We start from the raw sequence: 12,651 nt of genomic DNA, 5'->3' as shown, positions 1-12,651 counted from the left end.
GAACCCATAAGGTATTGCCGAGAACCATTGCTTGGGAAGGGGGTGCGGCCAGATGTCGCAGCCGGATTTCGAGGACCGGCTCGCCCCGGTGCTGCGGACCGTACGGGCCGGCAACGGCTTCGAGGAGGCGCTGGAGCAGATCCTCCAGGTCGTCCGGCTCGGTCTGGTGCCGGCCGGTGAACGGCTGCCGTCGGAGCGGGAGTTGGCCGAGCGCCTCGGCATCAGCCGGGTCACGCTGCGCGAGGTCCTGAAGGTCCTCACCGACCAGGGCCTGGTGGAGTCGCGGCGCGGCCGGTACGGCGGCACGTTCGTGCTGCCGCGCGCCTCCTCGACCGGCGAGGACGAGCTGCGGCGGCGGATCGCGGAGGTCGACGTGGAGGACGTGCTGCGCTTCCGCGAGGTCCTGGAGGTGGGCGCGGCCGGGCTCTGCGCCGCGCACGGGCTCACCGACGAGCAGGCCGACCGGCTGCGGGACGCCCTGGCCCGCACCCATGACGCGCCGCTCACCGACTACCGCCGCGCCGACACCCTGCTCCACCTCACGCTCGCCGAGCTGTCCGGCTCGCCCACGCTCACCGCGCGCTACGCCGCCGTGCGGGCCACCGTGAACGACCTCCTGGACTGCATTCCGCTGCTCGTACGCAACTTGGAGCACTCCCAGCGGCAGCACACCGCGCTTGTCGAGGCGGTGCTCGACGGGGACGCGGATGGGGCGCGGGAGATGATGCGGGAGCATTGTGCGGGTACCGCTGCGCTCCTGCGGGGCTTCTTGACGTAGCGCGCCATTGGACATGGGGGATCTTTCAGCTGCGGACCGTGCCGGGTTGCTCGCGCAGTTCCCCGCGCCCCTATGGGGCGCACCCGTTTACCTCGACGTAACGCCAGGGTCTTGATTTACTGCCGCCTCCCCGCAAAGGTATGGCCCCAGTCCATTGACCCCATCCCCCGTCGGGAGCCGCGTCATGACCATGGAGTCCACGGAATCCGCCGAGACCCGCGCCGCCGAACCGGCGGACGACTATCTGGAGCGCAGGACGCTGCGCCGAGGCAGTGCCGGCTGGCTGCTGCTGACCGGGCTCGGCGTGGCGTACGTCGTCTCCGGCGACTACTCCGGCTGGAACTTCGGCCTGGCCCAGGGCGGTTTCGGCGGCCTCGCGATCGCCATGGCCCTGATGGGCCTCATGTACGTCTGCATGGTCTTCTCGCTCGCCGAGCTCTCCTCCGTCCTGCCCACGGCGGGCGGCGGCTACGGCTTCGCGCGGCGCGCGCTCGGCCCCTGGGGCGGCTTCCTCACCGGTACGGCCATCCTCATCGAGTACGTGCTGGCCCCGGCCGCGATCTCCATCTTCATCGGCGACTACGTCGAATCGCTGGGTCTGTTCGGCCTGACCTCCAGCTGGCCGGTCTACCTCGCCTGCTTCGCCGTCTTCATCGGCATCCATCTGTGGGGCGTCGGTGAGGCGCTGCGCTTCAGCTTCGTGGTGACCGGGGTCGCGGTGGCCGCGCTGCTGGTCTTCGCCGTCGGCGCGTTCATGGACTTCGACGCGTCCCGGCTCGACGACATCGCGGTGCACAAGGACGCGGTCGGCGCGAGCTCCTGGCTGCCGATGGGCGTGATGGGGATCTGGGCGGCGTTCCCGTTCGGCATGTGGTTCTTCCTCGGCGTCGAGGGCGTACCGCTGGCGGCCGAGGAGACCCGCGACCCTGCCCGTACGCTCCCGAAGGCGATCCGCTGGTCCATGGGCATCCTGGTCGTCCTCGCCCTGCTCACCTTCTTCGCCTCGGCAGGCGCGCGCGGCTCGGCCGCGATCCAGGACGCGGGCAACCCGCTGGTCGAGGCGCTGCAACCGCACGGCAAGGCCACCGCGCTGAGCCGGATCGTCAACTACGCCGGACTCGCGGGCCTGGTGGCGTCGTTCTTCTCGCTGATCTACGCGGGCTCGCGCCAGCTCTTCGCGCTTTCCCGGGCCGGGTATCTGCCGCGCTTCCTGTCGCTGACCAGCCGCCGCAAGGCGCCGTACCTGGGTCTGCTCGTGCCCGGCGCGATCGCCTTCTCGCTGGCGGCCGCGACCGGCGACGGGGCGCGGATGCTGAACGCCGCCGTCTTCGGCGCCACCGTCTCGTACGCACTGATGTCCCTCTCGCACATCGTGCTGCGCCGCCGTGAGCCGCATCTGGAGCGCCCGTACCGTACGCCGGGAGGAGCGCTGACCTCGTCGGCCGCGCTCGTCCTCGCGTGTGCGGCGCTGGTCGCCACGTTCCTGGTGGACGTGACGGCGGCGCTGATCGCGCTGGGGGTGTACGCGGTCGCCGTCGCCTACTTCGGCCTCTACAGCCGTAAGCACCTGGTGGCCAGGGCACCCGAGGAGGAGTTCGCGGCGCTCGCGGCGGCGGAGGCCGAGCTGGAGCGCGAGTGAGTGTCCATTCAGCAGCACTCGTCTCAAGGAGAGGGAGAACGCGGTGGGACGGCCACTGATCGGTGTGAGCACATATCTGGAGAGCTCGGTGCGCTGGAGCGTATGGGACTGGCCCGCCGCGCTGCTGCCCGCGTACTACCCGCGCCTGGTGCGGGCGGCGGGCGGCCTCACCGCGATGCTCCCGCCGGACGGCCCGGACGCGGCGGCCCAGGTGGTGGCGCGTCTCGACGGCCTGGTGATCGCGGGTGGGCCGGACGTCGAGCCCGTACGGTACGGGGCCGACCGCGATGCCAGGACCGGGCCGCCCGCGCCGGAGCGGGACGCGTGGGAACTCGCCCTGATCGAGGCCGCGTTGGCGTCCGGGACACCGCTGCTCGGCATCTGCCGGGGGATGCAGCTGCTGAACGTCGCCCTCGGCGGCACGCTGATGCAGCACCTGGACGGCCACACCGGCGGGACGGGCGTCATCGACCGCCACACCGTGCGCCCCGTGCCCGGGACGCTCTACGCCGGGATCGAGCCGGGCGAGACGTCCGTACCGACCTACCACCACCAGGCGGTGGACCGCCTCGCGGACGGCCTGGTGGTGTCGGCGCTCGCCGGGGACGGCACCGCCGAGGCGGTCGAACTCCCGGGCGCCGCCTGGGTGTTGGGCGTGCAGTGGCACCCGGAGCTGGGCGAGGACACGAAGGTGATGGAGGCGCTGGTGGCGGCGGCGCGGACGAGAGCCGACTGCCCCGCGTAAGGCTCAGTGGGCCAGGGTCTCAGTGGGCCCGCGTCAGCGACAGCAGGTCGCGGGCCGGGCCCGTGGGGCGGTGGCCCGTGCGCCACACCGCGCGCAGGTCACGGCTCAGCCGTACGCCCTCCAGCGGGATCCGTGCCAGGCGCCGGCTCGCCAGCTCCTCGCCGAGGGCGAGTTCGCTGAGCACCGACGGGCCCGCGCCGCTGACCACCGCCGCCTTCACGGCCGTGGTGGAGGCGAGTTCGAGCAGCGGCGACGCCGGCCCACCGGCAGCGGCGAGCGCCGCGTCCAGGACCTGACGGGTGCCGGAGCCCTCCTCGCGCAGGATCAGCGGGGCGGCGGCCAGTTCGGCGGCGGTGAGCGGGGTGCGGCGGCGGGCCCACGGGTGGGAGGGCGCCGCGACCACCACCAGACGGTCGTGGCCGATCACCGCCCCGTCGAGCCCGCTCGGCACCGACAGGCCCTCCACGAACCCCAGATCGGCCTCGCCCGCCAGCAGCCGCTCGGCCACCAGCGCCGAGTTCCCGGCGTGCAGCGAGACCGCCGTGCCCGGGCGCTCGGCGCGCAGCGCGATCAGCCACCCCGGCAGCAGGTACTCGGCGATGGTCATGCTCGCGGCGACCCGCAGCCGGGAGTCGCGGCGCCCGCGCAGCGCCTGGGCGCCCGCGTCGAACGCCTCGGCCGCCTCCACCACCCGCCGCGCCCAGTCCGTCACCAGGACGCCCTCGGCGGTCAGCTTCGACCCGCGCGGCGAGCGGTCCACCAGGGCCACCCCGAGCCGGCGCTCCATCGCGCGGATGCGGCTGCTCGCGGCGGGCTGGGTGATGCCGAGGTCGCGCGCGGCCCGCCCGAGGCTGCCGTGCCGGGCGACCGCGAGCAGCAGTTCCAGGGCGCCCAGATCGGGCACCCGCCGGAACACGGGACCGGACTCCTCAGCGCTCGCCATACTCATAAACCCAGCTTATGGCCTCATAGAAAGATCCGGTCTGGCGGGCCTCCGCAAGCAGGGCGAAGGTGGACACATGGTCACCCTTATCCACTCGCGCACACAGGCACCGGCGACCCCGCTGTCCGCACTGCGCCACCTCGGTCCCAACTGGTACGCCGCCGTCATGGGCACGGCGATCATCGCCAACGCGGGCGCCGGACTCCCGTTCCACATCCCGGGGCTGACCGTGATCTGGGCCCTGTCGCTGACCATGCTGGTGGTGCTCGCCATCGCCCGGGCCGCCCACTGGGTCCACCACCGCGACCAGGCCCGCGCCCACCTCATGGACCCCGGCGTGGCCCCGTTCTACGGCTGTATGTCGATGGCGTTCCTGGCCGTCGGCATCGGCACCCTCGTCGTCGGCAAGGACGTCATCGGCCAGGACGCGGCCGTCACGCTCGCCTGGATCCTGTACGGCATAGGCACCCTGACCGGGCTCGCGGTCGCCGTGGGCATCCCGTATCTGATGGTCGTGCGCCACAAGGTCCCCTCCGGCACCGCCTCGCCGGTGTGGCTGCTCCCCGTGGTCGCCCCCATGGTCTCGGCGACCCTCGGCGCGCTCCTGGTCCCCCACCTGCCCACCGGCCAGCCCCGGGAGGCGATGCTGCTCGCCTCGTACGCGATGTTCGGCATGAGCCTGCTCGCCACCATGGTGATGCTGCCGCTGGTCTTCTCGCGGCTCGTCCACGAGGGCCCCCTGCCGCTCGCGCTGACCCCGGCCCTGTTCCTGGTCCTCGGCCCCCTCGGCCAGTCGACCACCGCCGTCAACAAGCTGGCGGACGTGGCCACGGGGGCGATCGACGCCCCGTACGCCAACGGCCTGAGCGTGTTCGCCGTCGTCTACGGCGTGCCGGTGATCGGCTTCGCTCTGATGTGGCTGGCGCTCGCCGTCGCGATGGTGGTCCGCGCGGCCCGCGCCGGAATGCCCTTCGCGATGACCTGGTGGGCCTTCACCTTCCCCGTCGGCACCTGCGTGACCGGCGCCGAGGGCCTGGCCCGCCACACCGGCCTGGCCGCCTTCGACTGGCTCTCCGTCGGCCTGTACGCACTGCTCGCGTCGGCCTGGCTGGTGGCGGGCTTCCACACCGTTCGGGGCCTGGTCAGCGGCAGGCTGCTCGCAGCGCCCCGATAAGTGCGGCCGGGGCCTCGGCCAGCGAGGGCCCGTACCAGGTGAGCAGCCGGCCGTCCACGAGGGCGGCCGGCAGCGCCGGGAACGCCTCCGGGCCGTCGTCGGGCGTGAAGCGGTACGGCTCGTCGGGCAGGACCACCAAGTCGGCCCCGGCGGCGTTGAGTTCGTCGACGGGGATGCGCGGATAGCGCTCGGCGTGGTCCGCGTACACATTGCGGACGCCGAGCCGGGACAGCAGATCGCCCGCGAAGGTGTCGCGGCCGAGCACCATCCAGGGGCGGCGCCAGATCGGCACGACGGCCGTCAGTGGCTGGCCAAAGGACGCGCTCACATCCCACTCCCGGCGGGCCTCGTCGAGCCAGCTCGGACGTGCGAGACCGCACCCCTCGACCAGGACCCGGGCCAGCTCGGTGAACGCCTGCTCCAAGTCGCGTACTTCGGTGACCAGGACCTCAAGCCCCGCCGCACGCAGGGCCGCGAGGTCCTGTTCGCGGTTCTCCTCCTCGTTGGCGATCACCAGGTCGGGGCGGAGCGCGACGATCGCGGGGACGTCGGGGTTCTTGGTGCCGCCTACGCGTACGGCGTCGAGAGCGGCCGGATGCGTACACCAGTCGGTCGCGCCGACGACGAGCCCGGGGGCCGTGACCGCCACCGCCTCGGTGAGCGAGGGCACCAGCGAGACCACCCGGGGCGGGGTCATCAGTGCCGGGTCTCCTCGATGGCCTCGATGTGGTCGGCCACCGCCACCAGCAGGATCCGGGTGCCGGGCACGGCCGCGCGCCAGCGGTGGCGGACCCCGCCGGACAGGCACAGCGTGTCGCCGCGCTCAAGACGGTAGGCCCGGCCCTCCGCCTCCACCTCGGCGGCGCCGTCGGCCACGTACATCAACTCGTCGTTGCGGTGCTGGAACTCGCGGGCGGTGTCGTGCTCGCCGGTGAACTCCATCGCGTGCAGCTGGTGGTGACCGCGCAGCAGCTGGCGCACCCCGCCCTCGCCGTCCCCGTCGGCGCGCGCGACCTCGACGGTACGGGCGGTGTCCGCCGCGTCGTAGAGCTCGGGGACGGTGGTGCCGAGCGCGTCCGCCACGCGCGCGAGGGAGCGGGCACTGGGGCGGGCGCGCTCGTTCTCGATCTGGCTCAGGAACGGCACCGAGAGGCCGCTGCGCTCCGCGACCGCGGCGAGGGTGAGCCCCAGCCTGCGGCGCAGCCGCCGCACGGCCACGCCCACCCGAAGAGTTTCCTTGTCGTCCATCTCTCCGGCTCCTCCCCGTCACCATGGCTCACTCGGCCGCCGCGCTGCCTGCACCCTACGCAGCTTCGGCGTCCGGGGGCACCATCGTGCGGAAGAAGAGTGCCCTCGGGTAAAGCCCTGCACACCTTGCGACAACGGGGCCCCGCCGGTACAGCGGCGGGGCCCCGTTGCGGGCGAGGACGGCTGAAACCATTCGCCCTTTCGCGTGTCAACGCGCGCGTGGCAGGTGTCAGCCCTTCACGGGCGTCCACTTGTCGGCCAGGCCCGGGTTCTCCTTGAGCCAGGCGCGGACGGCCTCCTGCTCCTTGCCCTTGCCGGTCGACTGGATCTTCGCCTCAAGACCGGTGAGCTGCTGCTCCGTCATCTTGAAGTTCTTCAGCCAGGCGCCGACCTCCGGGTTGTCGGCCCCGAAGCCCTTGCGGGCCAGGGTGTGCACACCGTCGCCCTTGCCCCAGCTGCCCTTGGGGTCCTTGAGCTTCTTGAGGTCGTACGTGCTGTACGCCCAGTGCGGCGACCAGAGCGTGACGACGACCGGCTCCTTCTTGGCGTACGCGCGCTTGAGCTCGGCGAGCATCGACGGCGTCGAGCCGTCGACGACCTTGTACTCACCGTCCAGGCCGTACTCCTTGAGGACCTTGTCCTTGAGCAGCCCCATCATTCCGGCGCTCGGCTCGATGCCGATGATCCGCCCCTTGAACTGGCCGGACTTGCCCTTGAGGTCGTCGAGCGAGTCGATGCCCTTCATGTACGAGGGCACGGTCAGCTCCAGCGAGGTCGGGCCGTACCAGGAGCCCAGGTCCTCCAGCTTGTCGTGGTACTTCTGCCAGTACGTGGCATGGGTGACCGGCAGCCAGGAGTCGGTCTCGAAGTCGATCTGGCCGCCCGCCATACCGGTGTACAGCGCGCCCGCCTCGTACTGCTTGGTGTCGACCTTGTAGCCGCGCCGCTCCAGCAGCTCCTTCCAGAGGAAGGTGGAGGCGATGCCCTCGTCCCACGGGATGTAGCCCATGGAGACCTTCTTGCCCTTGCCGACGTTCTCGGCGCCGGAGGCGGTGGTCGTGGAGGACGAGCCGAACATGCCCATGCCGCCCGCGACCAGCGCGAGGACGACCACGCCGACGACCGCGACGGCGGGCTGCGGACGGTGGTTCCACAGCTTGGCGCCGGAGGTACGGGCCTTGGCCAGCGCGCGGCGGCCCACCGGCGAGACGGCGCGGCCGAGCGCGCCGGTCATCCGGTCGAGGTACATGGCGAGGACGACGATGGAGATGCCCGCCTCGAAGCCGAGCCCGATGTCGACGTTGCCGATGGCGCGGTAGACCGCACCGCCGAGCCCGCCGCCGCCGACCATGCCCGCGATGACGACCATGGACAGGCCCAGCATGATGACCTGGTTGACGCCCGCCATGATGGTGGGAAGCGCCAGCGGGAGCTGCACCCTGAGCAGGGTGTTGCGCGGGGTGGTGCCGAACGCCTCGGCCGCCTCGACCAGTTCGGGGTCGACCTGGCGGATGCCGAGCTCCGTCATCCGTACGCCCGGGGGCAGCGAGAAGACGATGGTGGCGATGATGCCGGGGACGACGCCGACGCCGAAGAAGATGATGCCGGGGATCAGATAGACCATCGCGGGCATCGTCTGCATGAAGTCGAGCACCGGCCGGCTGATCGCGCTCACGGTCTTGGACCGGGACGACCAGATGCCCAGCGGGATGGCGAGTGCCAGCGTCACGACGGTGGCGACGAGCACCAGCGACAGCGTCGACATGGCCTCGTCCCACAGCTCGATCGAGTCGATCAGCGCGAACCCGCCGAAGGCGAGCACACCGGCGACCAGACCGCGCAGCCACCAGGCGACGACGGCGAGGATGCCCGCGAAGAGCAGCGGCTGCGGCGCGGACAGGACCGCGTCGATGCCGTCGTACATACCGTTGACGACCTTGGTGATGGCGTCGAACAGCCAGGAGAGATGGTTCTGCAGAAACGTGACGGCGCTGTCGACCCAGTCGCCGAGGGGAAGCCTAGGCACGGGCCACCTCCTGCGCCGAGCAGGCCATGGGCCCGCGTTCGTCGTCGCCGAGGAACGCGATCAGGCGCTCCTGCGGTACGACGCCGAGCAGCGCACCGTCGGCGCCCTTGACGGAGACGGCGTGCGGCACCCGGGCCGCGACGGCGCACAGGTCGGCCACCGAGGTGTCCAGGGTGACGCTCTCGCAGTCGCACTCCCCGGCGTCCGCGCGCTCCGGCTCGGTCATCACCGACACGGCGGTGAGCACCCGGGAGCGGTCGACGTCCTGGATGAACGAGGCCACGTAGTCGTTGGCAGGGGTGAGGAGGATGTCCTCGGCGGTGCCGAGCTGGACGATCCGCCCGTCGCGCATCACCGCGATGTTGTCGCCGAGCCGCATGGCCTCGTTGAGGTCGTGGGTGATGAAGACGATGGTCTTCTTGAGGCGCTTCTGCAGTTCGAGCAGTTGGTCCTGCATGTCGCGGCGGATCAGCGGGTCGAGCGCGCTGAACGACTCGTCCATCAGGAGCAGATCGGCGTCGGTGGCGAGCGCGCGGGCCAGGCCCACGCGCTGCTGCATACCGCCGGAGAGCTCGTCGGGCCAGGAGTCGCCCCAGCCGGCCAGCCCGGTGAGCTCCAGGGCCTCGGCGGCGCGCTTCTCGCGCTCGGCGCGCGGGACGCCCTGGACCTCCAGGCCGTACGCGGCGTTCTCCAGGACACTGCGGTGCGGGAAGAGCGCGAAGTGCTGGAAGACCATGCTGATCTTGGTCGAGCGTACGGTGCGCAGCTCGCTCGCGGACAGGCTGGTCAGGTCCTGGCCGTCGAAGAGGACTCGGCCCGAGGTGGGCTCGATGAGCGCGTTGAGCATCCGCAGGAGGGTGGACTTCCCGGATCCCGAGAGTCCCATGACCACGAAGATCTGGCCGGGCTCCACCGTGAACGAGGCGTCGATCACCGCCGCGGTCGTCCCGGCCGCGCGCAGCTCGTCGCGGTCGGCACCGCCTGCGAGCTTGCGCACCGCTTCGTCGGGTCGTCTGCCGAACACTTTGTAGAGCTGCTCGGCTTGCAGCCTGGACACATACACCTCACGGGTAGAACGGAAAACGGCCCGCATCCCCCGCGCGCGGGCCGTGGAGCGGTACGGAATCGGTCCGTGTCCTGATGCAGTAGTTGAAACTGACACCTAGGGCCACTCCAGCGCCGCGCCTGCCCGGCTTTACCTGGAGCAAACGCAAAGGTGATCCAGTTCACTGCGCGAGGGGGTTGCCGACAGCGGCGTGGGCGGCTTCAGAGGTGACTGTCAGTGGGGTGCGGCATCATCGGGGTGTGACGCGACGCCTGATGCTCCTCGACACCGCTTCCCTGTACTTCCGGGCCTATTTCGGGGTCCCCGACACCGTCCGGGCCCCGGACGGCACCCCGGTCAACGCCGTGCGCGGCCTGCTCGACTTCATCACCCGCCTGGTCCAGGACCACCACCCGGACGATCTGGTGGCCTGCATGGACGCGGACTGGCGCCCGCACTGGCGGGTCGAGCTGATCCCCTCCTACAAGGCGCACCGGGTGGCGACCGAGACGGGCGAGGGCGTCCCGGACGAGGAGGAGGTCCCGGACACGCTCGCGCCGCAGGTCCCGGTGATCGAGGCGGTCCTGGACGCGCTGGGTATCGCCCGGGTCGGCGTCGCGGGCTACGAGGCGGACGACGTGATCGGCACCCTGTCGGCGGCGGCCCCCGGCCCGGTCGACATCGTCACGGGCGACCGCGACCTGTTCCAGCTGGTCGACGACAAGCGCGGGGTGCGCGTGCTCTACCCCCGCAAGGGCGTCGGCGACTGCGACCTGATCGACGACGAACTCATCCGTACGAAGTACGGAGTGCGGGCCGATCAGTACGCGGACTTCGCGGCCCTGCGCGGCGACGCCAGCGACGGCCTGCCGGGCGTCAAGGGCATCGGCGAGAAGACGGCGGCGCAGCTGATCTCGGAGTACGGCGACCTGGCGGGCGTGCGCCGGGCGGCCGGGGACCGCACCTCCAAGCTGACGCCCGCCAAGCGCAAGGGCATCATCGAGGCCGCCGACTACCTGGACGTGGCGCCGAAGGTGGTTCGGGTGGCCCTGGACGTGCCGCTGCCCGACTTCGACCCGGCCCTGCCGGACGAGGCGCTGCACCCGGAGACCCTCGACCAGCTGGCCGAGCGCTGGGGCCTGGGCAGCTCACTGCCCCGTCTGCTCACCACCCTGCGGCCGTGACACGTATATCGCTTGAGCGAGGTGCTAACTTAGGTAAACCTAAGAAGATATGAACAGCAGAGCTGAAACAGGGGAGAGCACTGTGGCAGAACGAGCGGCCCGCAAGGCACCACGGGCCCATGAGGCGCGCGTGGTGCGCACGGAGTGGATCAGCGAGCACATGATCCGCATCGTTCTCGGGGGCGCGGGCGGCGGCGGTTTCACCGTGGGCGAGCACACCGACCACTACGTCAAGCTGCTCTTCCCGGCCGAGGGCGTGACCTACCCCGAACCGTTCGACATGGAGCGGATCCGCGCCGAGTTCCCGCGCGAGCAGTGGCCCAGCCAGCGCACGTACACGGTACGGACGTGGGACGCCGAGCGCGACGAGCTGACCGTCGACTTCGTGGTCCACGGCGACGAGGGCCTGGCCGGTCCGTGGGCCGCCCGCGCCCAGGTCGGCGATGTGATCCGGTTCGTCGGCCCGGGCGGCGGCTACGCCCCGGACCCGGCGGCCGACTGGCACCTCCTGGTGGGCGACGAGAGCGCCCTCCCGGCGATCGCCGCCGCCCTTGAGCGGATCCCGGCCGGCGCCCTGGTCCACGCCTTCGTGGAGGTCGCGGGCCCGCAGGACGAGCAGGAGATCCGGACCCCGGACGGGGTGTCGGTGACCTGGCTGCACCGGGGCGAGACCGCGGTGGGCGACCAACTGATAGCAGCGGTGCGGGAGTTGGCGTTCCCCGAGGGCGACGTCCACGCCTTCGTCCACGGCGAGGCGGGCTTCGTCAAGGACCTCCGCCGCCACCTCCGCCTCGACCGCCAGATCCCCCGCGACCGCCTCTCCATCTCGGGCTACTGGCGCCTCGGCCAGGACGACGACGCATGGCGAGCGGTCAAGCGCGAGTGGAACGAGCAGGTCGAGCGCGAGCAGGAGCAGGCGGCGGCCTGACACTTCCGGGTGCGGGGCCGAGGCCCCGCACCCGACGGGCTGAGCGCGCCAGTGGCAGTCCGCTACGGTTCCTGGTCACTCAAGGGGCGCGGGGCTGTCACATTTGCGGCTCCGCCGCGCAGGCGCGACCAGCCCACCACGGTCCGCACCCGACCAACCGGCCCCTAGACGGACTTCTGATACGACCGAAACGTCCGAGTCGACAGCCACACAGCAGCAACGGCCAGGGCCAGCAACGCCCCACCCCGTCCAAGGACGAGCCCCCAGTCCGGGTCGGCGGACGAGGCCGAACGCCCCACCGCGATACCCCAGTTGAGCGGATTGAAGTCGGCGATGTGCCGCATCCACCCCGGCATCTGCGACGGCGCCATGAACGCCGAGGACAAGAACGTCAGCGGCAGCAGCAGGAACGTATTGATCCCGATGATCGACTCCCGCTCCCGCACCAGCATCCCCAACGCGTTGGAGAGCGCGCCGAACACCGTACCGACGAGGATCGCCCCGACGGTCAGGATGACCATCCCGACGAACCCCCCGGGATAGTGCGCCCCACCGATCCGCCCGAGCAGCAGGATGATGACCGACTGCACGGCGATGCTGATGCCGTTCTGCGCGACATTGGCATTCATCAGCGCGCTACGGCTGACCGGCGTGGTCAGGAACCGGTTGAGCGTGCCCCGCTCGATCTCCTCCAGCGTGCCCATACCGGCCCACATGCTGGACCCGAGCGCGCTCATCACCACGATGCCCGGGACGAGGTAGTCCAGATACGTCGTCGTACCGAACCCACCGAGCTCGACAATCTTCTTGAACAGGCTCCCGAACAGGAACAGCCAGATCACCGGCTGGATCAGCGTGATGAGCAGATACGCGGGCTGCCGCACGATCGCCATCAGCTGACGCTGCGTCATGAACCAGGTATGGGCGAGGGTCTGGGCGAG

12 protein-coding genes are annotated in these 12,651 nt (G+C 71.2%); 6 read left to right on the top strand and 6 right to left on the bottom strand.

Annotation, left to right across the window (positions count from 1 at the left end):
• Positions 1 to 52 precede the first annotated feature (52 nt).
• From ACT1U9_RS25925 to ACT1U9_RS25915, 3 genes are all read left to right on the top strand, one after another.
• Positions 53 to 778 (top strand): FadR/GntR family transcriptional regulator, encoded by a 726-nt coding sequence (locus ACT1U9_RS25925; protein WP_444535049.1) that lies wholly within the window; start codon positions 53 to 55, stop codon positions 776 to 778.
• A 184-nt stretch (positions 779 to 962) separates the two neighbouring features.
• Positions 963 to 2,417, top strand: coding sequence for an ethanolamine permease (gene eat, locus ACT1U9_RS25920; protein ID WP_444535048.1), 1,455 nt, complete (start codon positions 963 to 965; stop codon positions 2,415 to 2,417).
• A gap of 43 nt (positions 2,418 to 2,460) precedes the next feature.
• Positions 2,461 to 3,162 carry a gamma-glutamyl-gamma-aminobutyrate hydrolase family protein gene (locus tag ACT1U9_RS25915; protein ID WP_444535047.1) on the top strand — a complete coding sequence of 234 codons (702 nt, stop codon included), beginning with the start codon at positions 2,461 to 2,463 and terminating at the stop codon, positions 3,160 to 3,162.
• 19 nt (positions 3,163 to 3,181) lie between these two features.
• On the opposite strand, the gene ACT1U9_RS25910 is transcribed toward ACT1U9_RS25915, so the two are convergent.
• Positions 3,182 to 4,111, bottom strand: coding sequence for a LysR family transcriptional regulator (locus tag ACT1U9_RS25910; RefSeq protein WP_444535046.1), 930 nt, complete (start codon positions 4,109 to 4,111; stop codon positions 3,182 to 3,184).
• 70 nt (positions 4,112 to 4,181) lie between these two features.
• On the opposite strand from ACT1U9_RS25910, the gene ACT1U9_RS25905 reads away from it, so the two are divergent.
• A complete protein-coding gene (locus ACT1U9_RS25905) occupies positions 4,182 to 5,279 on the top strand; it encodes a TDT family transporter (RefSeq protein WP_444535045.1) in 1,098 nt (365 codons plus the stop codon).
• Here the strand turns inward: ACT1U9_RS25905 and ACT1U9_RS25900 are convergent.
• The 4 genes from ACT1U9_RS25900 to ACT1U9_RS25885 form a co-directional block, all read right to left on the bottom strand.
• On the bottom strand, positions 5,248 to 5,976 hold the full coding sequence (locus tag ACT1U9_RS25900) for a helical backbone metal receptor (RefSeq protein ID WP_444535044.1): 729 nt from the start codon (positions 5,974 to 5,976) through the stop codon (positions 5,248 to 5,250). The genes ACT1U9_RS25905 and ACT1U9_RS25900 overlap by 32 nt on opposite strands.
• Positions 5,976 to 6,527 carry a helix-turn-helix domain-containing protein gene (locus tag ACT1U9_RS25895; RefSeq protein ID WP_188271628.1) on the bottom strand — a complete coding sequence of 184 codons (552 nt, stop codon included), beginning with the start codon at positions 6,525 to 6,527 and terminating at the stop codon, positions 5,976 to 5,978. Before ACT1U9_RS25895 ends, ACT1U9_RS25900 begins: the two co-directional genes overlap by 1 nt.
• A gap of 229 nt (positions 6,528 to 6,756) precedes the next feature.
• On the bottom strand, positions 6,757 to 8,553 hold the full coding sequence (locus ACT1U9_RS25890) for an ABC transporter permease/substrate binding protein (protein WP_444535043.1): 1,797 nt from the start codon (positions 8,551 to 8,553) through the stop codon (positions 6,757 to 6,759).
• The gene (locus tag ACT1U9_RS25885; RefSeq protein ID WP_444535042.1) at positions 8,546 to 9,646 is read right to left on the bottom strand and encodes a quaternary amine ABC transporter ATP-binding protein; all 1,101 of its coding nucleotides are present in this window, start codon (positions 9,644 to 9,646) and stop codon (positions 8,546 to 8,548) included. Before ACT1U9_RS25885 ends, ACT1U9_RS25890 begins: the two co-directional genes overlap by 8 nt.
• Positions 9,647 to 9,873: 227 nt before the next feature.
• On the opposite strand from ACT1U9_RS25885, the gene ACT1U9_RS25880 reads away from it, so the two are divergent.
• Together ACT1U9_RS25880 and ACT1U9_RS25875 are read left to right on the top strand one after the other, a co-directional pair.
• Entirely contained in the window at positions 9,874 to 10,782 is a 909-nt protein-coding gene (locus ACT1U9_RS25880) for a 5'-3' exonuclease (RefSeq protein WP_444539247.1), read from the top strand.
• 82 nt (positions 10,783 to 10,864) lie between these two features.
• Positions 10,865 to 11,710, top strand: a complete 846-nt coding sequence (locus tag ACT1U9_RS25875) for a siderophore-interacting protein (RefSeq protein ID WP_444535041.1) — start codon at positions 10,865 to 10,867, stop codon at positions 11,708 to 11,710.
• A 164-nt stretch (positions 11,711 to 11,874) separates the two neighbouring features.
• Here the strand turns inward: ACT1U9_RS25875 and ACT1U9_RS25870 are convergent, their stop codons facing one another.
• Positions 11,875 to 12,621: an ABC transporter permease gene (locus ACT1U9_RS25870; protein ID WP_444539246.1), complete on the bottom strand. Its 747-nt coding sequence runs from the start codon at positions 12,619 to 12,621 to the stop codon at positions 11,875 to 11,877.
• Positions 12,622 to 12,651 lie beyond the last annotated feature (30 nt).

This window comes from Streptomyces sp. BR1 (assembly GCF_052373795.1).
In the GTDB taxonomy this organism is placed as follows: Bacteria; Actinomycetota; Actinomycetes; order Streptomycetales; family Streptomycetaceae; genus Streptomyces.
This window is presented reverse-complemented; position numbering and strand designations above follow the sequence as displayed.